At 66.3% G+C, this 21,689-nt stretch carries 17 protein-coding genes; 12 read left to right on the forward strand and 5 right to left on the reverse strand.

Annotated features, from left to right (window positions below; all coding sequences use genetic code 11):
• Positions 1-82: 82 nt before the first annotated feature.
• A complete protein-coding gene (locus AC50X7_RS12130; protein WP_494979223.1) occupies positions 83-1,768 on the forward strand; it encodes a DUF885 domain-containing protein in 1,686 nt (561 codons plus the stop codon).
• A 40-nt stretch (positions 1,769-1,808) separates the two neighbouring features.
• Here the strand turns inward: AC50X7_RS12130 and AC50X7_RS12135 are convergent, their stop codons facing one another.
• Positions 1,809-2,783, reverse strand: a complete 975-nt coding sequence (locus AC50X7_RS12135; protein WP_494979224.1) for an NAD(P)/FAD-dependent oxidoreductase — start codon at positions 2,781-2,783, stop codon at positions 1,809-1,811.
• A gap of 122 nt (positions 2,784-2,905) precedes the next feature.
• On the opposite strand from AC50X7_RS12135, the gene AC50X7_RS12140 reads away from it, so the two are divergent.
• From AC50X7_RS12140 to AC50X7_RS12175, 8 genes are all read left to right on the forward strand, one after another.
• A complete protein-coding gene (locus AC50X7_RS12140; RefSeq protein ID WP_494979225.1) occupies positions 2,906-3,490 on the forward strand; it encodes a helix-turn-helix domain-containing protein in 585 nt (194 codons plus the stop codon).
• Positions 3,491-3,665: 175 nt separating this feature from the next.
• The gene (locus AC50X7_RS12145; protein WP_494979226.1) at positions 3,666-5,117 is read left to right on the forward strand and encodes a dicarboxylate/amino acid:cation symporter; all 1,452 of its coding nucleotides are present in this window, start codon (positions 3,666-3,668) and stop codon (positions 5,115-5,117) included.
• Positions 5,118-5,475: 358 nt separating this feature from the next.
• A complete protein-coding gene (locus tag AC50X7_RS12150) occupies positions 5,476-6,162 on the forward strand; it encodes a TetR/AcrR family transcriptional regulator (RefSeq protein ID WP_494979227.1) in 687 nt (228 codons plus the stop codon).
• 18 nt (positions 6,163-6,180) lie between these two features.
• On the forward strand, positions 6,181-8,703 hold the full coding sequence (locus AC50X7_RS12155) for an MMPL family transporter (RefSeq protein WP_494979228.1): 2,523 nt from the start codon (positions 6,181-6,183) through the stop codon (positions 8,701-8,703).
• Between the two features lie 46 nt (positions 8,704-8,749).
• Positions 8,750-9,394, forward strand: coding sequence for a Maf family protein (locus AC50X7_RS12160; RefSeq protein ID WP_494979229.1), 645 nt, complete (start codon positions 8,750-8,752; stop codon positions 9,392-9,394).
• 130 nt (positions 9,395-9,524) lie between these two features.
• Positions 9,525-11,330, forward strand: a complete 1,806-nt coding sequence (locus AC50X7_RS12165; protein WP_494979230.1) for an acetyl/propionyl/methylcrotonyl-CoA carboxylase subunit alpha — start codon at positions 9,525-9,527, stop codon at positions 11,328-11,330.
• Between the two features lie 18 nt (positions 11,331-11,348).
• A complete protein-coding gene (locus tag AC50X7_RS12170) occupies positions 11,349-11,789 on the forward strand; it encodes a YybH family protein (protein ID WP_104042915.1) in 441 nt (146 codons plus the stop codon).
• Positions 11,790-11,836: 47 nt separating this feature from the next.
• The gene (locus tag AC50X7_RS12175) at positions 11,837-12,574 is read left to right on the forward strand and encodes a glutamine amidotransferase (RefSeq protein WP_494979231.1); all 738 of its coding nucleotides are present in this window, start codon (positions 11,837-11,839) and stop codon (positions 12,572-12,574) included.
• 59 nt (positions 12,575-12,633) lie between these two features.
• Here AC50X7_RS12175 and AC50X7_RS12180 read toward each other — a convergent pair whose 3' ends face one another.
• Positions 12,634-14,046, reverse strand: coding sequence for an MFS transporter (locus tag AC50X7_RS12180; protein ID WP_494979232.1), 1,413 nt, complete (start codon positions 14,044-14,046; stop codon positions 12,634-12,636).
• 277 nt (positions 14,047-14,323) lie between these two features.
• Here AC50X7_RS12180 and AC50X7_RS12185 point away from each other — a divergent pair, with 277 nt between their 5' ends.
• The 3 genes from AC50X7_RS12185 to AC50X7_RS12195 are packed head-to-tail and all read left to right on the forward strand — an operon-like array spanning position 14,324 to position 19,567.
• Positions 14,324-15,796 carry an MFS transporter gene (locus tag AC50X7_RS12185; RefSeq protein ID WP_494979233.1) on the forward strand — a complete coding sequence of 491 codons (1,473 nt, stop codon included), beginning with the start codon at positions 14,324-14,326 and terminating at the stop codon, positions 15,794-15,796.
• Between the two features lies 1 nt (position 15,797).
• The gene (locus tag AC50X7_RS12190) at positions 15,798-18,014 is read left to right on the forward strand and encodes a molybdopterin oxidoreductase family protein (protein WP_494979234.1); all 2,217 of its coding nucleotides are present in this window, start codon (positions 15,798-15,800) and stop codon (positions 18,012-18,014) included.
• Positions 18,011-19,567 carry an FAD-dependent oxidoreductase gene (locus AC50X7_RS12195; protein WP_494979235.1) on the forward strand — a complete coding sequence of 519 codons (1,557 nt, stop codon included), beginning with the start codon at positions 18,011-18,013 and terminating at the stop codon, positions 19,565-19,567. The genes AC50X7_RS12190 and AC50X7_RS12195 overlap by 4 nt, the downstream gene beginning before the upstream one ends.
• An 83-nt stretch (positions 19,568-19,650) precedes the next feature.
• Here AC50X7_RS12195 and AC50X7_RS12200 read toward each other — a convergent pair whose 3' ends face one another.
• The 3 genes from AC50X7_RS12200 to AC50X7_RS12210 form a co-directional block, all read right to left on the reverse strand.
• Positions 19,651-19,836, reverse strand: coding sequence for a PspC domain-containing protein (locus AC50X7_RS12200; RefSeq protein ID WP_307095829.1), 186 nt, complete (start codon positions 19,834-19,836; stop codon positions 19,651-19,653).
• 8 nt (positions 19,837-19,844) lie between these two features.
• The gene (locus AC50X7_RS12205; RefSeq protein ID WP_494979236.1) at positions 19,845-20,105 is read right to left on the reverse strand and encodes a hypothetical protein; all 261 of its coding nucleotides are present in this window, start codon (positions 20,103-20,105) and stop codon (positions 19,845-19,847) included.
• A 146-nt stretch (positions 20,106-20,251) separates the two neighbouring features.
• Complete coding sequence (locus AC50X7_RS12210) at positions 20,252-21,667, reverse strand: NAD(P)H-quinone dehydrogenase (RefSeq protein ID WP_307095830.1); 1,416 nt, start codon at positions 21,665-21,667, stop codon at positions 20,252-20,254.
• Between the last annotated feature and the right edge of the window lie 22 nt (positions 21,668-21,689).

The following is a 21,689-nucleotide window of genomic DNA, read 5'->3' on the forward strand; positions in this document are numbered from 1 at the left end:
TCGCCGGCGTGGGCCCGCGGCCAGGGAACCCTCGGCGGCGTGGGCCCACAACTTCACAATACGTGGGGTTTAGTCTCGGAGAGTGACTACAGACACTGCTCCTGCCGCCCGCCCGATAACCCGCATCGACGCCGTCGCGGACAACTACACGGACACGCTTATCAGGCTTAATCCGTCCCTGGCCACTACCCTTGGCGTCCCCGGACACGAGACCGAATTCCAGGACTTTTCCCCCGCCGGCCTCGCGGAAATCGCCGAGGCTGCACGAAAGGCCCTCACGGAACTTGAGGGACTCGAGCCCGAGGACGACGTCGACACCGTCACCCTCGACGCCATGCAGGAGCGGCTTGGCCTGCAGCTGCTGATCCACGCGTCCGGCTGGGATTACGCGAACCTGAACAACATCGCCTCCCCCGCCCAGGACATCCGCTCCATCTTCGACCTGATGCCCACGGAGACGGAGCAGGACTGGCAGCACATCGCCGGCCGCGCATCGAACGTTCCAGGAGCCATCGGCGGTTATATGGAATCCCTGCGGCTTGCCCGGGACGCCGGCCGGGTTGCGGCTGCACGGCAGGTGAACATCGTTGTTGAGCAGGCCACGAAGTATGCCGCCGAGGACGGCTTCTTCGCGAGGCTTTCGGCAGGAGCGGCCACGGCCGCCGGGCCCCTGCCCGCCGCCGTCCAGGAAAAGCTCGACGCCGGGGCTGCCGCCGCCCGAAGTGCCTACGCCAGGCTCGCAGAATTCCTCCGGACCGAGCTGCTGCCCGCCGCGCCCGAGAAAGACGCGGTGGGCCGCGCCCGCTATGCGCTGGCCTCACGTTCCTTCCTCGGCGCGACCGTGGACCTGGAGGAAACCTACGCCTGGGGCGTGCAGGAACTCGACCGTCTGATTGCCGAGCAGGAGCAGGTGGCACACACCATCAAGGCCGGTGCCACCATCGCCGAGGCCAAGGACATCCTGAACAACGACCCCTCACGCCAACTGAAGGGCAAAGAGGCATTGCGGGAGTGGATGCAGGAACTCTCGGACAAAGCGGTTGCTGAACTTGCCGGCGTCCATTTCGAAATCCCGGACGTCATGCGGACGCTCGAGTGCCTCATCGCGCCCACGGATGAGGGTGGTATTTACTACACCGGCCCCTCCGATGACTTCAGCCGCCCCGGCCGGATGTGGTGGTCCGTCCCGGCCGGTGAGGACACGTTCACCACCTGGGCCGAAACCACCACCGTCTTCCACGAGGGCGTCCCGGGCCACCACCTCCAGGTGGCCACTGCCACCTACCGCCGCGAACTGCTGAACACGTGGCGCAGGAACGTGTGCTGGACGTCCGGCCACGGCGAAGGCTGGGCCCTCTACGCCGAGAACCTGATGCAGGAACTGGGCTACCTGGACGATCCGGGCGACCACATGGGCATGCTGGACATGCAACGGATGCGCGCCGCCCGCGTGGTCTTCGACATTGGCGTCCACCTCGAACTCAGGGTCCCCGAACGCTGGGGCTCCGGCACCTGGACCCCGGACAAGGGCTACGAATTCCTGAAACAGAACCTGCCCATCAGCGAAGGACAGCTTAACTTCGAGTTTGCGCGCTACCTCGGCTGGCCGGGACAGGCCCCCTCCTACAAAGTGGGCCAGCGCCTCTGGGAACAGATCCGCGCAGAACTCGAAGCCCGCCCCGGTTTCGACCTGAAGGAGTTCCACACCCGCGCCTTGAACGTTGGCTCCGTAGGACTGGACACCCTGAGGCGCGCGCTGATCGGCTGATTGTGCTGGCAGCCGGTGTCCCCGGTGGGGTTGGCGGTGCTCATCCCTTGGCTGCTGCTGCCGGCGAGGTGGGGCGCGGTTGACCCTCAACAGCCTTCCGGGTTTCCTCTTCAATGAGGTCCGCGTTGATCCTGGCGCCGGCCATAACCCCCTCGGCAGCCGCAGTGATCACCTGGGCCATCAGGTTGGAGACATTGCCCGCTGCGTATACGCCGGGGACGTCCGTGGCACCCATGGGGTCGGTCCCGATGAAACGTCCCGCGCCCGACGGGTGCACCTGGGACGTCAGCCCGAGCGATTCCAGGAGCGCGGACCTGGCCTCCATCCGCGTGCCGACAGCCAGCGCGCCTATTTGGAACGATGTGCCTTGGCGGAGGGTGACCGCCTTGAGGACACCGTCCACAGCGTCAACGGAAGCCACTGGTCCGGCAACCACCGTGACGGACCGGGCCGCAAGCTTGTCCCATTCCTCATCAGTGGGTTCCACGGTGTCGTTCAGGAAGAGGGTGATATCGCTGGACCATTGCCTGAACAGCAACGCCTGATGGAGGGACAAAGGGCCCGTTCCCAGCACACCGATGTGTTGCCCGCGGATTTCCCAGCCATGGCAGTAGGGGCAGTGCACAACGCCCTTTCCCCATTGCTCCCGCAGCCCAGGGATGGGAGGCAGTTCGTCCGTCAAACCGGTGGTGACGAGGAGTCGCCGGCCGGCGAACCGGCGGGCATCTTCGGTTACCACTTCGAAGCCATCAGGCGTGCGCCGCGCTGAAACAGCTTCGGCGTCGATAACCGTACCGCCATAGGAGAGCACTTCGTTCCGCCCGACGGACAGAAGGTCCGAGGGCGTCATTCCGTCCCTCGAAAGGAAGCCGTGCACCCCCGCAGCGGGTGCATTCCTTGGTGTTCCGGAATCTATGACCAGCACCGAGCGGAGCGCCCGTGCCAAGGTCGTCGCCGCGCTGAGCCCTGCGGCACCTCCGCCAATAATTACGACGTCATACCCGCTGGTGTCCATGCTCTTTTGTCCTTCCTCGCGTTCTGTATGTTTGCCCCAAGCGTCCTCGGGGCGGTAACACCAGCCTCTACCACCCCAAGGATTGCTGGCAATCTTATTTGCCAATATGGCAAAATGGTGGAATGGCAACTGACTTGGACGACCTTCTCGGGGCGGTCGGCCCCCGGCTACGGGCGATCCGCACGGAGCGGAACCTCACCCTTGGCGACGTTTCCTCAGCCTCCGGGATATCGGTGAGCACCCTTTCCCGCCTGGAATCCGGCCAGCGCCGGCCGAACCTCGAAATCCTGCTGCCTCTCGCGCGGCTGTACGGGGTTCCCCTCGATGACCTGGTGGGCGCCCCGCCCACCGGGGATCCGAGAATCCACCTGCGCCCCATAACCCATGCCGGCATGACGGCCGTTCCCCTGACCCGACGCCCCGGAGGACTGCAGGCCTTCAAAATGGTGCTGACCGGCGATGCCCGCGGGGCTGAACCGGATCCGCGCGTTCATGAAGGCTACGAGTGGCTTTACATCCTCAACGGACGGCTGCGCCTGGTGCTGGGCGACAAGGATTTTGAACTTCGTGCCGGGGAAGCCGCGGAGTTCGACACCCACACGCCGCACTGGTTCGCGAGCGCCGACGGCAGGCCCGTCGAGTTCATCAGCCTGTTTGGACAGCAGGGCGAGCGGATGCACGTACGCGCGCGGCCCCGGCCAACCTAGCCAGGACGGTCCGCAGAAGCGAGATGTTAAGCACTTCCACCGTGGGAATAACTTCATAAAAAAGCAGAAAACCGCTGTTTTATGGGGACCTTCCCGGTCCTTTCGTCCATGCGAGGCCGTAACATTTCTCAACATGCGTTCGCCGTGATATTGGAGCGGGCCCTAACGTATTCGGGTGAGCACATCAACCCGCACCCCAGAATCCGCAGGAAGGACCGGCTTCCAGCTGCCCAAATGGGCTGGCTCGTTCGGCTTCCAGATCATCGCCGCCCTCATCGTAGGGCTCGGCCTCGGCCTGCTGGCCAAGTACACCGGCAGCACCAAAGCCAGCCCCAACGGCCTCGGCGCCACACTCCAGACCATCGGCTCCAGCTACGTATCGCTGCTGCAGACCGCCGTCGTCCCCCTGATCTTCACCGCCGTCGTCAGCTCCATCTCCAACCTGCGCCAGGTGTCCAACGCCGCCAAGCTGGCCTGGAACACGCTGCTGTGGTTCGCCATTACCTCCCTGATCTCCGTGCTGATCGGCATCGGCCTGGGCGTCCTCCTGCAGCCCGGCGCCAACACAGGCATCACCGGTCAGGGCGAAGCCCCCAGCAAGGTGGGTGACTGGTGGGCGTTCCTGATCGGACTGTTCCCCAAGAACTTCCTGGGCCTGGGTGCCACTTCCACCGTCGCCGAATCCGGCGTCGTCACCACCTCCGTCAGCTTCAACGTGCTCCAGATCCTGGTGATCGCCATCGCCGTAGGTGTTGCCGCGCTCAAGGTGGGCAAGGCCGCCGAGCCCTTCCTGAACCTGAACGCTTCTGCCCTGGCCGTCATCCAGAAGGTCCTCTGGTGGATCATCCGCATCGCACCGCTGGGTACCGTGGGCCTTATCGGCAACGCCGTCGCAGTCTACGGCTGGGACACCATCGGCTCGCTGGGCAAGTTCACCTTCGCCATCTACGTTGGCCTGGCCCTCGTGCTCTTCGCGGTCTACCCCATCCTGGTCCGCACCCACGGACTGTCGGTCAAGCAGTACTTCTCCGGCGTCTGGCCCGCCGTCCAGCTGGCCTTCGTTTCCCGCTCCTCGGTGGGCACCCTGCCCCTGACCCAGCGTGTGACCGAACGCAGCCTGGGCGTACCCCGCGGCTACGCTTCCTTCGCCGTGCCGCTGGGCGCCACCACCAAGATGGACGGCTGCGCTGCCATCTACCCCGCCATCTCGGCCATCTTCGTGGCACAGTTCTTCGGCATCCAGCTCGACTTCAGCCAGTACCTGCTGATCGCACTGGTATCCGTCCTGGGCTCCGCGGCAACCGCCGGCACCACGGGCGCCGTCGTGATGCTCACGCTGACGCTGTCCACGCTGGGACTGCCGCTTGCCGGCGTGGGCCTGCTCCTGGCCATTGACCCCATCCTGGACATGGGCCGCACCGCGGTGAACGTCGCCGGCCAGGCACTCGTCCCCACCATCGTCGCCAAGCGCCAGGGCATCCTGGACGAGGCCCTGTACAACGCACCCCGCAACGGAACGCCGTTTGTTGACGACACCATCGATGCCGCGGAAAACGCTGCTGACGCGCCGTCCGACGGGACCTCCACGGACACCACAACGCGTGAACTGGCGGACGTGAAGGCCTAAGGGCCGCTGCTCACCCTGCTGCACAAAGAAGCCCCCGGGAATTCTCCCGGGGGCTTCTTTGCGTGGGGGGGAGGAATCAGTGGCCGCCGATGACGCCGTCTTCGACGGCCTGAGTCACGGCGTCAGCCTCGGCCTGGGTCAGTTTCCGTCCGTCACCGCCTGTCATTTTTATTTGTGCATGACACCTCCTGTCTCCTGGATCCGCCGTCGGTGACGGCTGGTGGTGGTTCGCCTCTTCGGAGGCATCACCAGCATCGCGGCGCAGGTTCTGGAAGAGCTGTCCGGAACCTTTCATCTTCCTGTGAAGGGTTCCCGTGGAAACTTGCCCGGAGTGCAAACTTGCACGTAGTGTAAGGGCGTGTCAACTTCCACTGAGCCGGCAGCACCGGCGGCTGCCAGCCCGTCCCGGCGTGAGCTGAACAAGGCAGCGACCCGCCAGGCAATCACCGAGGCCGCCTTGTCGCTGCTGCGTAGCCGCGGTCCGGGAAACTTCACCGTGGAGGACATCGCGGATGCTGCCGGAATTTCGCGACGCACCTTCTTCAACTACTTCGGCAGTACCGACGCCGCCCTCGCGTCAGTTACGCACGGATTCCTGGACAACGCCATCCAGCAGTTCCGGCTCCGCCCGGCCGACGAACCAGTCCTGGAATCGGCCCAGGCGGCCTTGATGGCCCTCGCGGACCCCATGACGGTAGCGCCGCTGGCCGAGCTCTTTACCCTCACCCAACAGAGCAGCCTGATGTCCCACTCCGAACTGGAAGCCTGGGACCATTGCCGGGAACAAATCACGGCCGTGGCCCGGGAACGTGCGGCCGGAACGCCCAACGCTGCGGACGAACTCTACCTTCGCGCCTTCGCCGGCTCCGTGATCTCCTGCGGCAAGGCCGCCATGGAAGTCTGGTTTGCCCGCCGTGGCGCTGACCTTTCGCCGGCTTCCCTCGCCGAACTCCGTCAGCTGCTCATCGACGCCATGGCGCTCCTGGGTTCCGGCTTCACCACAGCCCAACCGTCTTCTTCATCTTCCGGCTCCCGTTCCTCCTGATCAGATCGGTTTCCCTTCATGGCACTGCTCCTGTACCGCCTGGGCAAGTTTTCCTACCGCCGGCGCTGGCTGGTCATCTCGCTGTGGCTGGCTGCCCTGGTGGCCGTGGGCGGTTCGGCTGCCGCTTTCCATGGCACGCTGTCCAACAACTTCCAGATCCCCGGCACTGAAACCCAGCGCATCGCCGACAAACTTAAGGAAGAGCTTCCGTCAGCGTCCGGCGGCAGCGCCACCATCGTGTTTGAGGCGCCCGACGGCGGCTTCACGGCCGAGAGCCGCACCGCCGTCACCGAGGCGCTGGCAAAGCTGAAGTCAGTGCCCGATGTCCGCGGCACCATAGATCCATTCGCCACACAGGCACAGGTGGACCAGGCCGGGCAGGCCATCACCGACGGCGAGCAGCAGCTTGCCGCGGGCCAGGCACAACTTGACGCCTCCCGCACAGAGCTTGAGGCCGGCAAAGCCCAGCTCGATGCAGCCGAACAGCAGCTCGCAGCGGCCGGCGCCCCCGCTGCCCTGATCGAGGAACGGCTTGGCCAGCAACAGGCCGCCCTCGCGGAAGGCCAGGCAAGGCTCGACGCCGGCACCCGGGAGCTCGAAGCCAGCAAGGCCAAGCTCGAACTGGGCAAGCGCCAGGCAGACGCTTCCTCTGCCATCCGCTTTGTCTCCGAAGACGGCCGCGCCGCCGTCGCACAGGTTCAGTTCAGCACCTCCATCAACGGCCTGAGCCCAGAGGTCCGCCAGCAGGTCCAGGACATCGCGCATGAAACCTCCGCCGCCGGCGTCACCGCCTACGCGAGCAAGGAAATCACCGAGGACATCTCCGAACTCTTCGGCGCCGCCGAGATTATCGGCATCGCCGTCGCCGCCCTGGTCCTGATCCTCATGCTGGGAACGCTCATCGCCGCGGGACTGCCGCTGCTCATGGCCGTGATCGGTGTCGGCGTGGGTGTGGGCATCACCTTCGCACTATCCGGCCTCTTCGACATGAGCTCCATCTCCCCCATGCTTGCCCTGATGCTGGGCCTGGCCGTGGGGATCGACTACTCCCTGTTCATCGTCAACCGGCACCGGACCCAGCTTCTTGCGGGCATGGACCAGGAGGAATCGGTGGCCCGCGCCACCGGCACCTCCGGCAACGCTGTGGTCTTCGCGGGCCTTACCGTGATCATCGCCCTCGCCGCACTCGTCGTGCCGGGACTGCCTTTCCTCGCCGTCATGGGCCTGGCCGCGGCGGGAACCGTGGTTGTAGCAGTCCTCGTGGCCATCACCCTCACCCCGGCCATGCTCTCCCTGATCGGCCGTCGCATCATCTCCCGGCGGGCCTGGGCCAAAGCCGAGGCCCATAACGCCGAACCCGGCCACGAAGCAACCGACGAAGCCCAGGACCGCGAGCGCAGCACCCACGGCTGGGGCGGCCTCGTCACCCGGCACCCCGTGCTGGCACTCCTGGCCGGCGTACTCCTCCTGGGTACCCTCGCGCTGCCCGCCACACAGCTGCAGCTTGCACTGCCCGACGGCGGCTCTGAACCGGTGGATTCCGAGGCCTACCAGGCCTACGACCTCACCGCCCGGAGCTTCGGCGAAGGTGTCACCGGCCCCATCGTGGCCGTAGGTGAATTCCCCGCAAACCTGGACGAAGCCCAAGCACAGACGCTGCAGTACAACGTCGCGGACAAGCTCCGGGCCGTGGACAATGTGGTGGCCGCCGTGCCCGTTGCTCTCAGCGAAGACCGCCGGACCGCCGTCTTCCAGGTGATCCCCAAGGAAGGCCCCGCCAGCGCCAGCACCGTGCAGGTGGTCTCCGAGCTCCGGGGCCTCAACGACGACATCCAGTCCGAATTCGATGTAGCAATGGGACTGACGGGCCAGACCGCCGGCAACGTGGACGTCTCCACGAAGCTCGGTGACGCCCTGCCGCCCTACCTGGCGATCGTCGTCGGACTTTCCCTGATCCTGCTGCTGCTGGTGTTCCGCTCCATCGTGGTGCCGCTGCTCGCCACGGGAGGATTCCTGCTCTCCCTCGCCGCGGCGTTCGGCGCCGTGGTGGCCGTGTACCAGTGGGGCTGGCTGGGCGGCGTGTTCGACGTCGCCAACCCCGGCGCAGTCCTCAGCTTCCTGCCCATCATCCTCATCGGGGTGCTCTTCGGGCTCGCCATGGACTACCAGGTGTTCATCGCCTCCGGAATGCGCGAGGCGTACATGCACGGATCCTCAGCCAAGCAGGCGGTCCGGGTGGGCTTCCGCCACGCTGCCGCCGTGGTGACGGCCGCGGCGATCATCATGGTCAGCGTCTTTGCCGGCTTCATCTTCAGCCACCTCACCATGGTGCGGCCCCTCGGCTTCGCAATGGCCTTCGGTGTCCTGCTGGATGCGTTCGTGGTGCGCATGACCATTGTTCCGGCAGTGATGTACCTGCTCGGCGAGAAGTCCTGGTGGCTCCCCCGCTGGCTGGACCGCATCCTGCCGGACGTGGACGTGGAGGGCGCCAAGCTCAGCAAGCCCAAGGCAGCACCGGCACCAGATGCGCTAGTCCACTAGGGACGCCGGTCCACCAGGCCGGCGCTGATCAATTAGGCTGGGGGCCGTGGTCCGCCTGATTCTTGCCTCCCAGTCCCCCGCCCGCACCAAGCTCCTCAACGAGGCCGGCATCCGCCATTCGGTACTGGTGTCTGACGTTGACGAGGATGCCGTCCAGGCACGCTACGGCATCACCGACCCGCACGATACCGCCCTGCTGCTGGCCCGGGCCAAAGCGGAGGCGGTGGCGGCGCTGCCGGAAGCGGAAGGTGCGCTGGTGCTCGGGTGCGACTCCGTCTTCGAGTTCGACGGCGAGGCGCACGGCAAACCGTACACCGCCGCCGTCGCCCGTGAGCGCATGCTGCGGATGAGCGGCAACGCAGGCGTGCTGCATACGGGACATTGGCTGGTGGACTGCAGGGAGACGGACCCCGACGACGGCGCTGCCCCGGGCACGGGCGCCACCCTAGGGACGGTGGCTTCCGCGGAGGTTTCCTTCCTTGAGATGGATGCGGCGGAGATTGACGCCTACATCGCCACCGGCGAGCCGCTGCACTGCGCCGGGTCCTTCACCATCGACGGGCTGGGCGGGGCATTCATTCGAAAGGTCGACGGCGACCCGCACGCCGTGGTCGGCCTGTCCGTCTCCACGCTCCGCGGTTTGCTGGCGCAGGCACAGGTGCGCATCACCGACCTGTGGCCCGCGGCGTAAAGGTACGCGATTTCCGGGAGTCTTGTAGCTTCCCTACAAAGCCTGGGCTCTTTACACGCGGAATCCGCAAGTAATATCGGCGGAACCCTCAAAACCACGCTAGGCTCCCTGAAGAAAAGAAGGAGACGCCTTGTCAGCAAATTTGGAGCAGTCCGCACGTCCCGCACAGTCGACCCTCACAAAGGTGCTGATCGCCAACCGCGGTGAAATCGCGGTGCGCATCATCCGCGCCGCCCGTGATGAAGGTATCGCCTCCGTTGCCGTCTACGCGGACGCAGACCGTGACGCCTTGCACGTCCGCCTTGCTGACGAGGCCTACGCGCTGGGCGGCAGCACCGCCGCCGAGTCCTACCTGGTGATGGACAAAATCATCGACGCCGCCCGCCAGTCCGGCGCGGACGCCATCCACCCCGGCTACGGCTTCCTGGCCGAAAACGCGCAGTTCGCTGCCCGCGTGATCGAGGCAGGCATCACCTGGATCGGTCCCTCGCCCGAGGCCATCTCCGCCCTCGGCGACAAGGTCCAAGCCCGGCACATCGCCGAGAGGGTGGGCGCACCCCAGGTTCCCGGCACCGCGGACCCGGTCCAGTCCGCCGAGGAAATCCTCGACTTCGTGGACCAGTACGGGCTCCCCGTAGCCATCAAGGCCGCTTTCGGCGGCGGCGGCCGCGGCATCAAGGTTGCCCGCAGCCGCGACGAGATTCCCGAACTCTTTGAATCCGCTGTCCGCGAAGCCACCGCAGCCTTCGGCCGCGGCGAGTGCTTCATCGAGCGTTTCCTGGACGCACCGCGCCACGTCGAGACCCAGTGCCTGGCGGACGCCCACGGCAACGTGGTGGTGGTCTCCACGCGCGACTGCTCGCTGCAGCGCCGCAACCAGAAGCTTGTGGAGGAAGCCCCGGCTCCGTTCCTTACCGAGGAACAGAACCGCCGCCTGTACGAGTCCTCCAAAGCCATCCTGAAGGAGGCCGGCTACCTTGGCGCCGGCACCTGCGAATTCCTGGTGGGCCAGGACGGCACCATCTCCTTCCTTGAGGTGAACACCCGCCTGCAGGTGGAGCACTGCGTTTCCGAGGAAGTCACCGGCATCGACCTGGTGCGCGAGCAGTTCCGCCTGGCCCGCGGCGAGGAACTTGGCTACGGCGATCCCGAGGTCCGCGGCCACTCCTTCGAATTCCGCATCACCGGCGAAGACCCGGGCCGGAACTTCCTGCCGGCCCCGGGCACGCTCCGGGTCCTGAAGAACCCCACGGGCCCCGGCATCCGCATCGACTCCGGCGTGGAGGAGGGCGACGTGATCAGCGGCAACTTCGATTCCATGCTTTCCAAGCTGATCGTGACGGGGGCCAGCAGGCCGCAGGCCCTCCAGCGCGCCCGTCGCGCCCTGGCGGAAATGGTGGTGGAAGGCATCCCAACGGTGATCCCGTTCGACCTCGCCGTGGTTTCGGACCCCGCATTCGCACCGGCCGAGGGCCCCTTCAGCGTTCACACCCGCTGGATTGAGACCGAATTCGTCAACAACCTCCCGGCATGGACCCCCGACGGCGGCGCCGGCACCGAGGCTGACTCCGAGGAGCGGCAGCGCGTGGTGGTTGAAGTTGGCGGCAAACGGCTCGAGGTAGTGCTGCCCGCCTCGCTCGGGTCGGTGGGAACCGGCGCCGCAGCGAAGCCCGGCAAGTCGAAGAAGCGCGTCCGCTCGGGAGGCACGGCTGCAGCCACCGGCAACGCGCTGACCTCCCCCATGCAGGGCACCATCGTCAAGGTGGCGGTGGCCGACGGCGATGTTGTGGCCGAGGGCGACCTCGTAGTGGTCCTTGAGGCGATGAAGATGGAGCAGCCGCTGACCGCTCACCGCTCCGGAACCATCACCGGCCTGACCGCCGCACCCGGCGAAACAGTGTCAGCAGGCGCCGTCATCGCCACCATCGAAGACTAGCAAGCGCCGGAGGCCCCCATGCTCGCACCCAGCTTTGAAGAAGAAGTGGACCGCTACCACCTCGCCGTCCCCGAAATCACCCGGGGAGACCCGGGACCCATCAAGGAGCTGTACTCCCGCCTCGACGACGTCACGCTGGCGAACCCGTTCGGCGGCATCGCCCGCGGCTGGGCGCAGGTGGAAGCCCGGCTGGACCAGGCGGCCCGGCAGTTCCAGGACGGTGAGATGCTCGGATTCGACACCATCACGTCCTACACCGCCCGTGACACTGCCTTCCTGGTGGAAACGGAACATTTCCGTGCACGGCTGGACGGCGCCGCCGTCGCCGAGGAGTTCGCGCTCCGGGTGACCAGCGTCTTCCGCCGTGAGGAAGGGTACTGGAAGCTGCTGCACCGCCATGCCGACCCGGCTGCCCGGCCGCAGTCCCGCCGGTCCCTGAGCCAGCCCGCCGCCAGCTGACTGGTTGACAAGCTGACAGGTTCCGCCGGAAAAGGCACACTAGGCAGATGTTGCCTTTCCTGCTCCTGGCGTCAAGGGCCGAAGACGCAGCTGCCGAGGACGAGTATGCCGCTTACCTCCGGTACGGCGGATTGGAACCCTCCGAGCTGCTGCGCATCCGGCTGGAGGCCGCTCCCCTGCCCGAACTGGACCTTGACAGCTACTCGGGCGTGATCGTGGGCGGCAGCCCGTTCACGTCCAGCGATCCGCCCGAACATAAGACTCCCGCGCAGCACCGTGTGGAGCGCGAGCTGTCCGGGCTCCTGGACCAGCTGGTGGCCCGGGACTTCCCGTTCCTCGGTGCCTGCTACGGCGTCGGCACCCTCGGGAGGCATCAGGGCGCCGTGATCGACAGGACCTTCGGCGAACCACTCGGCGCCGCCGGGATTGAGCTGACGGACGCCGGCCTGGCGGATCCGGTGCTCAGCGGCATGCCCAGGACGTTCACCGCCTTCACGGGGCACAAGGAAGCCTGCACCGTCCTGCCCGAGCACGCCGTGCTGCTGGCGAGGTCTGCCGCGTGCCCGGTCCAGATGTTCCGCATCCGCACCAACCTCTACGCCACCCAGTTCCACCCCGAGCTCGACGCCGAAGGCCTCTGCACCCGCATCGACATCTACCGGCATGCGGGCTACTTTCCGCCGGAATCGGCCGAGCAGCTGATGGACGACGCCCGGCAATTCACGGTCACCGAACCCATGAACATCCTGGAAAACTTTGTGGCCCGCTACGCCTCGGGCACATAAAAATGCCCGGCTGGTCCACAGACCAGCCGGGCATTCCGCTTGTTAGGGCGGCGGCGTTATCAGGCCACGTTGTTCTCGTAGTCCACGTCGCGGGTTTCCTTGCTGACGAACAGGGCGATGAGGGTCAGTACCGACATGGCGGTCAGGTAGATACCCACCAGTACCGGGCTGCCGTCCGCCAGTTCCCACAGGGCAACGGCGATGAACGGAGCCACCGCTGCGCCCAGGATGCTGGAGAAGTTGTAGCTAACGGCCGATCCTGTGTAGCGGACGTTCGTGGGGAACAGTTCCGGCAGCAGCGCACCCATCGGCCCGAAGGTCAGGCCCATCAGGGAGAAGCCGATGACCAGCAGGGCCATGGTGCCAACGAACCCGCCGCTGAACAGCGGGACAAAAAGCAGGCCGAAGACGAAGATCCCGCCGGTGACCGCAAGCAGCATCTTGCGGCGTCCGTACTTTTCGGCCAGCGGTCCGGAGACCAGGGTGAAGATGCCGAAGAAGACAACACCGGCAATGAGCATCCAGAGGAAGTCGTTGCGGGTGAAGCCCAGGCCCGGAACGAAGGCTGCCGCGGCGGCCTCGGTCATCGGTTTCCCGGCCTTTTCTGCGGCGGCCCGGGCTGCGTCGAGGCTGGCGGGGCGCGTGCCGTAGGTCAGGGTGAACGTGGTCATCAGGTAGAAGAGCACGTAGGTGGCAAGCATGATGAACGTACCGAGGATCAGCTGGCGCCAGCTGGTCTTGAATACCCGGCCCAGTGGCAGCTTGGCCACTTCGTTGGACTCAATCACCTTGGTGAAGGCCGGGGTTTCGATCAGTTTCAGGCGGACGTAGAGGCCAATGATGACCATCACGGCGCTGAGCAGGAACGGCACGCGCCAGCCCCAGGACTGGAAGTCAGCCGGGGACAGCGCGTAGCTGAAGACCAGGAAGATCACGTTGGCGATGATGAAGCCGATGGGGGCGCCCAGCTGGGGGAAGGTGCCGTAGATGGCCCGCTTGTTGGCCGGAGCATTCTCCGTGGCCAGCAGCGCAGCGCCGCTCCATTCGCCACCCAGGGCCAGGCCCTGGGCGAAACGCATAACCACCAGCAGGGCCGGAGCCCAGAAACCCCAGCCGGGAACCAGTGCGGTGGGCAGGCAGCCGATCAGGAACGTGGCAATACCCATGGTCAGCAGTGATGCCACCAGGGTGCCCTTGCGGCCGAACTTGTCGCCGAAGTGGCCAAAGACAATGGAGCCGAGCGGGCGGGCGACAAACGCGACGCCAAATACGGCAAAGGAGCTCAGCAGCTGGGTGGTTTCGTTCTGGTTGGGGAAGAACAGCTGCGGGAAAACCAGGACGGCCGCGGTGGCATAGACGTAGAAGTCGTAAAACTCAACCGTGGTGCCGATCAGGCTGGCGACGATCACGCGGCCGCGTGAGTTCACCGGCTGCGGGGATCCGGGCACCGTGGAGGTATCGGTGGATGACATAGGTAAACGCTTTCATGAGAACCGGCCAGGCCGTGCGTAAAGGCCCGGCTCGAAATAGTTAGAGTTCAATATTAGTTCCGGCGGTCCAGTCAATGGACGAAAGGTCCACTATCCGGACCTGTGCCGTGCGTCTCACGTTGTGGCCCCAGCCTATGCCTCACGTTCGTCACCGGCCACCGATAGGCAAATGTCACAGCGCGTTAACAAACCCCGTCGGTCCGCGAAACGCGGCATCCCTACCTTGGAGGAACAACATCCCCCCAAAAGGAGGTACCCCGTGACTGTTGACCGCACCGCTGATGCCGGCCCCGGCAATTCCCTGTATCTGGACGAAGCCGCAAGGCCCGGAACCGCCGCATCCGCCAGCGCACAGCCCGGCTCTACCCGCACCACAGAAGCCCCCGTCCTTGAATTCCGCCCCGGCCGCTGGATCGCCAACTGGGATGCCGAGAACAAGGAACAGTGGGAATCCACCGGCCGCTCCATTGCCCGCCGCAACCTCAACTGGTCAATCTTCGCCGAGTTCCTCGGTTTCGTTGTATGGCAGCTCTGGTCCATCGTGGTGGTCCAGCTGCCCGCCGCCGGCTTCAACTTCTCCACTTCCGAAATCTTCTGGCTAATCTCCATGCCCAGCCTGGTCGGCGCAACCCTGCGCATCCCCTACACCTTTATGGTTCCGCGCTTCGGCGGCCGCAACTGGACCATCGTGTCCGCCCTGCTGCTCCTGATTCCGTCTACCGGCCTGGCCCTGTGCGTCTCCAACCCGGAAACCCCGTTCGCTGTCATGCTGCTCGTGGCAGCCCTCGCCGGCTTCGGCGGCGGAAACTTCGCCAGCTCCATGGCCAACATCACCTTCTTCTACCCGGCCCGGGAAAAGGGCTGGGCGCTGGGCCTGAACGCCGCCGGCGGCAACATGGGCGCCGCCGTCGCACAGCTCGCTGTCCCGATTGTGATCACCCTGCTCGCCGTTGGCACGGTCAACCTGCCCATGGCCGGCTGGATGTGGGTGCCGTTCATCCTGGTTGCGGCCTTTGGCGCCTGGAAGTTCATGGACAACCTCACCAGCGCCAAGGGGGACATCGCAGGTTCGGTGGCAGCACTGAAGGAACCGCACCTGTGGATCATGGCCTTGCTGTACATCGGTACCTTCGGCTCCTTCATCGGCTTCGCGGGTGTGTTCCCCAAGCTGATCAAGGACTATTTCCCAGCCTTCTCCTCCATCGGAGTGGGCACGGTAGCACTCTCGCTGGCGTTCCTCGGACCGCTGGTGGGCTCCCTGGCCCGCCCGTACGGCGGACGCATGGCCGACCGCATGGGTGGCGCCCGGATGACCGTGGCTGCTTTCGCGTCCATGGCCGTCATCACGCTCACCATGGTCTGGACCCTGCCGCTGAAGAACTTCTGGCTCTTCCTGGTCCTCTTCCTGATGCTCTTCACCGCCAGCGGCTTCGGAAACGGCGCCACCTACCGGATGATCCCGGTCATCTTCGCCACCTCCAGCCGGGCAGCCCGGAACGGGGCAAGCTCAGTGGCAACCCAGCGCCTCGCGTCCTCGGCGCTCGGCCTGATCTCCGCCATCGGCGCCTACGGCGGGTTTGTCATCCCGCAGGTACTGAACGCCTCCAACACCGCCAGCGGATCGTACACGCCCGCCTTCTACGGCTTCGTCGGGGCTTACGTCCTGATGCTGGTTGTCTGCTGGGCCTGCTACATCCGCAATGCCAACCGAAATGCGATGGGACACGTCTAACATGACCAAAAGCGCCGACACGCACTGCCCTTACTGCGCCCTGCAGTGCGCCATGACGCTCACGTCTCCAGCGGGACGGGCCCCGGCTTCCCAGCCGGGGCCAGTCCCCGTGACTGTCCTGCCCCTCCCGGCGTCTGCCGCCAAAAACGCGCCATTCCTTCAAGTCAGCGGCCGGGACTTTCCCACCAACCGCGGCGGCCTTTGCCGCAAAGGCTGGACCTCCACCTCGCTCCTGAACCATCCGGGCCGGATCACCGAGCCCCTCCTGAAGGGTGCCGACGGCGTCCACCGCCCCATCAGCTGGGATCTGGCGCTTGAACTCGCAGTGGGCGCCGTGAAGGACGCCCGCGCCCGCTACGGCCGGGACTCGGTGGGCGTGTTCGGCGGCGGCGGTCTCACCAACGAGAAGGCCTACATGCTGGGAAAGTTTGCCCGGCTCGCCCTGGGGACCTCCCGGATCGATTACAACGGCCGTTTCTGCATGTCCTCCGCTGCGGCCGCAGGGATGCGGGCCTTCGGCGTGGACCGCGGCCTGCCGTTCCCGCTCGAAGCCCTGGACACTGCCGGCACCATCCTGATGCTTGGTTCCAACGTGGCCGAAACCATGCCGCCCTTCGTGCAGCACCTGAAGGGAACGCGCGATGCCGGCGGGCTGATTGTGGTGGATCCCCGCCGTTCGGCCACGGCTGCTTTTACGGCCGACGGCGGCGGTCTCCACCTCCAGCCCCTGCCGGGCACCGACCTTGCCCTCCTGCTGGGCATCTCCCACGTGGTCATCCACGAAAACCTGGTGGACACCCCCTACATCGAGGAACGCACCTCGGGCTACAGCGCCGTGGTCCGCAGCGTGAACTCCTTCTGGCCTGAACGGGTGCAGTCCATCACCGGCGTCCCGGCGGAACTCATCCGGGAGACCGCACGCCGGCTCGCGGAAGGCGCACGCAAGGGCGGCAGCTACATCCTCACCGGCCGTGGCGTGGAGCAACATGTGGACGGCACGGATACCGCCACGGCAGCCATCAACCTCAGCCTCCTGCTCGGACTGCCCGGTTCGGCCAGCAGCGGCTACGGCACCCTCACCGGCCAGGGCAACGGCCAGGGCGGGCGCGAGCACGGCCAGAAGGCCGACCAGCTCCCCGGATACCGCAAGATCACCGACCCCGCCGCCCGCGCGCACGTTGCCGGCGTCTGGGGCGTCCCGGAGGCCCTTATTCCCGGGCCGGGCCTGCCGGCCGTCCAGCTGCTGCAGTCACTGGGAAAGCCTGACGGCGTCCGTTGCCTTTTTGTCCACGCCTCCAACATCGCCGTGGCTTCCCCCGACGCCAACGCGGTCATCAAGGGCCTTCGCAGCCTGGACTTCCTGGTGGTCTGCGATTTCTTTATGTCCGAGACCGCGGCTGAGGCGGACCTCATCCTCCCCGTTCTCCAGTGGGCGGAGGAGGAAGGCACACTGACCAACCTCGAAGGCCGCGTGCTGCGCCGCCGCCGGGCCCTGACTCCCCCGGCCGGGGCCCGCAGCGAGCTCTGGATCATGGCACGGCTGGCTGAGGCCCTCGACGCCCCGTCCACCTACAGCGAAGACCCGCAAACTGTGTTTGAGGAACTCCGGCTCGCCTCGGCCGGCGGGCTCGCCGACTATTCCGGCATCGACTACGCCATGCTCGACCGCGGCGAAGCCGCCTACTGGCCCTACCCCGCCGGCAGCAACGGGACCCCACGGCTGTTCCGGGAGAAGTTCGCGCACTCAGACGGCAAAGCCGTTATGACCCCGGTGACGCCCCGCCGTCGTCGTACTCCCGGCGCTAACCCGGATCCGGCTGCGAAAACCATGACCCTCATCACCGGCCGCCTCCTGGAGCATTACCAATCCGGCGCGCAGACCCGCCGGGTATCCGAGCTGCTGGAGGCCCGGCCCGAAGCGAAGCTGCAGCTCCACCCCGCGGCCGCGGCGTCGATGGGCATCACCGAGGGTGCGTTCGTCTCGGTGGCGAATGAGCGCGGCGAGGTGCTGTGCCGGGCTGAACTGAGCACCGCCATCCGCCCGGACACGGTCTTCCTGCCCTTCCACTTCCCCGAGCTCGAGAGCGCCAACCGCCTCACCGAGGCCGCTACGGACCCGATCTCCGGGATGCCCGAATTCAAGTTCAACACGGTGTGGGTGCGGCCGGTTGCCGCGCCGGTTTCAACCAACATGCTTCAAACGATGGAGGCCTCATGAGCGAGGAAGTTGTCATTGTAGGGTTCGGGCCGGTGGCGGCGCGGCTGGTTGATGAGCTCCTGCCTGCCGTCCGCAGCGGCCATCTGAACCTCACTGTGGTGGGCGCGGAAGCGGAAGCTGCGTACAACCGCGTGCTGGTTGCCGACCTCGGCGTAGGGCGGACCACCGCCGATGTCCTGGCACTTTCCGACGCCGGCGCCCTGGCCGCGGAAGGTGTGGACGTCCGCCTTGGCGTCCGCGTCCGCCGAGTGGACCGCGCACGCCAGCAGGTCCTCCTGACCGACGGCGGGGCAGCACATTACGACCGCCTGGTCTTCGCCACCGGGTCCCGCCCGGTGATCCCCAACCTGACCGGCATCAACCCGGACCCCGCCGCGCCGGTCCTCCCGGCGGGTGTTACCGCGCTGCGCGACCTTCGTGACGCGGAGGTGCTGCGCCAGGCGGTGGACGGCGGCAAACGGGTGGTGGTGCTCGGCGGCGGCGTCCTGGGGCTGGAGACAGCCCTGGCCGCAGCGGAAGAAGGCGCCACCGTCACCGTGGTCCACAACGGGCCCCATCCGCTGGGCCGCAACATTGACCGCGGCGGCGGCGCGGTCCTGGCGGCCAGCCTGCGGCGCTGCGGCGTCCGGATGGCCGGCAATGCGCGGTCCACCGGTGTGGAGCACAACGCGCCCGACGGCGGGTTCTCGGCCCTGCTGCTCGACGACGGGTCGGCGATCGACGGCGACCTCCTGGTCCTCTCGTGCGGTGTCCGTCCCCGCACGGAACTGGCAGAGGGCTGCGGGCTCTCCACGTCCGCAGGGATCCTGGTGGACCACCGGCTCCGGGCCCACCACGAGCCGCACATCTTTGCCGTGGGTGACTGCGCTGAGGTCCGTTGCCCCGATCCGGACTGCGCGCAGTGCCGGAACGCCAAGGGCCCGTCCGGGCTTGTCGGGCCCGGCTGGCGGCAGGCCGAGTGGCTCGCCGAATACCTGACCCTCCTGGCGTCCGCCGCGGCCGGTGACGCCGACCTGCTGCCGGAATTGCCGCCCGAGCAGGCAGGCGTCATTGTCCTGAAGGCCCGGGGCATGAACATGGCAGTTGCCGGGGACAACGCTGCCGAACCCTGGGACGAGGAAGTCCTCACTGCCGGTGCAGTCAACGGCCGCCCTCGCCTCCAAATCGCACAGTGGGCCGATCCTGAACACGGCCGCTACGTGAAGATGACCACCCGCGGCGGCGTGCTGGAGGGCCTGGTGGCCGTTGGAATGCCGCGCACGGCCGCGGAACTGGTGGGGCTGTTTGAACGCGGTGCGGAACTGCCGGCCGACAGGTCCCTGCTCCTGCGCCTCGATGGGCCGGACCAGCTTCCGGGCGCTCCTGCCGACCCACAGGGAACGGTCTGCAGATGTGCGGGTGTCAGCGGAGCGGCCATCGCGGGCGCCATGGAGGAAGGCTGCTCAACGGTGGCCGACGTGTCCAAGGCAACCCGGGCCGGCACCGGCTGCGGCGGCTGCCACGAGGACATCAAGGGACTGATCGAAAAACACTTTTCCCCAGCCGCGCCCTGACCTCGCAAGCTCGGTCAGGGAACCCGGCGGCCGTGGCCCCAGGCGGTTCCCGCCGGCGGTTGAGCCTGCCGGACCCTGTGCTATTACACCGGTGCTTTGGGAATCATGATCCAGAGCGCGATGTACACCAGTTCGCCGATCCCCACCAGGCCGAAAATCACGAAGCCCAGCCGGACCAGGAATTTCGGGAGCCCGAACCGGGTGGCCAGGGCTGCGCAAACACCGCCGATGATTTTGCCGCTGCGGGGACGGACAAGGGCTGTTGTCATGGCCCCGGCTACCCTTCAGCCCGTGCTTCGCCGGCACCCGAGAACTCGCCGCCGGCCACAGCCTCCGCATACTGGGTGAGGTCCGGCCCAGGCTGGAAATCCACAAACTGGTCCTTCAGCTTTTCAAACAGGAACTTGTACACCTCGTCCTTGCCGGAATCGGACAAAGACGACGCAGCTTCCCGGACCGCTTCCTGGAGCGCCCGGTCGGCGTCCAGCAGGATCTTCTCCCGCGCCTGATCGTTCCACTTGACGTCCTGAAATTCCATGGGGGTTCTCCTCGCGTCGACGACTGATGCAGGAAAGGCCGGGAAATTCCTTAGTGAAATTCCCGGCCGGTCCTTGAAGGAGTCTACGCAGGAGGCGCCGCAGGGGTCCAGACTTTCCAGCCCCTTCCCCTTCCGGGGTCAACCCGCTACAGGTGCACGTGCAGCCGGCGCGCCGCCTCCGAGATGGACCCGGTCAATGACGGGTAGACGGTGAAGGTGCTGGCCACGTCATCCACGTGCAGTTTCTGCTTCACTGCGATGGAGATGGGGAAGATCAGCTCGGAAGCGTTCGGCCCCACCACCACACCGCCAATCACCGTTCCGGAGCCCTTCCGGGCGAAGATCTTTACGAAGCCGTCCTTGTGGTTGCGCATCTTGGCGCGCGCGTTGCTGCGCAGCGAAAGCTTGACCACGTCACCCTGGTACTTGCCGGAGTCAATCTCTGCCTCGGAAACGCCCACGTTAGCGATTTCGGGCGAGGTGAAGATGTTGGAGGCAACCTGGTGCAGCTTGAGCGGGGTGACACTGTCGCCCATAAAATGGGCCACGGCGATGCGGCCCTGCATGGCGGCCACCGAGGCAAGCGGCAGCACCCCGGTGCAGTCACCCGCGGCGTAAATGTTCGGAGCGGTGGTCCGGGAGACGCCGTCCACCTTGATGTGGCCGCTTTCACTGACCGCCACGCCGGCTTCTTCCAAACCAATGCCAGCGGTGTTGGGGATGGAGCCCAGGCAGAGGAGGCAGTGGCTGCCGGTTACCTTGGACCCGTCGCTGAGGGTGACCACAACGCCGTCCTCGGTCCGTTCCACGGACTCGGCACGGGAGCGGGACAGGACGCGGACGCCGCGGCGCTCGAACACTTCCTCCAGCACCACTGCTGCATCCACGTCGGATCCGGGAAGAACGCGGTCGCGGCTGGAAATCAGCGTCACCTTGGAACCCAGGCCGTTGTAGGCGGAGGCGAACTCGGCTCCCGTCACACCGGAACCCACAACGATCAGGTCCTCGGGCAGTTCATCGAGGTCGTAAATCTGCGTCCAGTTGAGGATCCGCTCGCCGTCCGGCCGGGCCGTGGCAAGCTCACGCGGATGGGCGCCCACCGCGAGCAGGATGGTGTCCGCCTCCACGGTTTCCGTACCCTCCGCCGTGAGAACCTCGATGGTGTGGTCGTCCACGAGCCGGCCGGAGCCGGTCAGGATGCGGACGCCCTGGTTGGCCAAGCCGTCGTGGATGTCCTTGGACTGGCTGCGCGCCAAATTGAGGAGGCGGTCGTTGATGTGCTTGAGGTCCGCCCGCATCACCGGCACAAAGTCGCCGCCGTCAACGTCGAACTTCACTCCCAGCTCCCCCGCCTCGGCGACGCGGGTCATCAGGTCCGCCGTGGCAATCAGCGTCTTGGAGGGGACGACGTCGGTCAGTACGGCCGAGCCGCCCAGTCCCGCCCGCTCGATGATCGTGACCTGCGCTCCGAGCGAGGCGGCCACCATGGCGGCTTCGTATCCGCCGGGACCACCTCCCAAGATTGCGATCCGGGGTGAGCTGAAATCTGGATGCGTAGTCACAATCAATCATTGTCCTGCATCC

This window comes from Pseudarthrobacter sp. Hb11 (assembly GCF_059383655.1).

Bases quoted from the DNA above. Each gene is read 5' to 3' on its own strand.
- AC50X7_RS12135 (WP_494979224.1), bottom strand. From the start codon at position 2,783: ATGGACACCAGCGGGTATGACGTCGTAATTATTGGCGGAGGTGCCGCA.
- AC50X7_RS12140 (WP_494979225.1), top strand. From the start codon at position 2,906: ATGGCAACTGACTTGGACGACCTTCTCGGGGCGGTCGGCCCCCGGCTA.
- AC50X7_RS12155 (WP_494979228.1), top strand. From the start codon at position 6,181: ATGGCACTGCTCCTGTACCGCCTGGGCAAGTTTTCCTACCGCCGGCGC.
- AC50X7_RS12170 (WP_104042915.1), top strand. From the start codon at position 11,349: ATGCTCGCACCCAGCTTTGAAGAAGAAGTGGACCGCTACCACCTCGCC.
- AC50X7_RS12175 (WP_494979231.1), top strand. From the start codon at position 11,837: ATGTTGCCTTTCCTGCTCCTGGCGTCAAGGGCCGAAGACGCAGCTGCC.
- AC50X7_RS12180 (WP_494979232.1), bottom strand. From the start codon at position 14,046: ATGTCATCCACCGATACCTCCACGGTGCCCGGATCCCCGCAGCCGGTG.
- AC50X7_RS12190 (WP_494979234.1), top strand. From the start codon at position 15,798: ATGACCAAAAGCGCCGACACGCACTGCCCTTACTGCGCCCTGCAGTGC.
- AC50X7_RS12195 (WP_494979235.1), top strand. From the start codon at position 18,011: ATGAGCGAGGAAGTTGTCATTGTAGGGTTCGGGCCGGTGGCGGCGCGG.
- AC50X7_RS12200 (WP_307095829.1), bottom strand. From the start codon at position 19,836: ATGACAACAGCCCTTGTCCGTCCCCGCAGCGGCAAAATCATCGGCGGT.
- AC50X7_RS12205 (WP_494979236.1), bottom strand. From the start codon at position 20,105: ATGGAATTTCAGGACGTCAAGTGGAACGATCAGGCGCGGGAGAAGATC.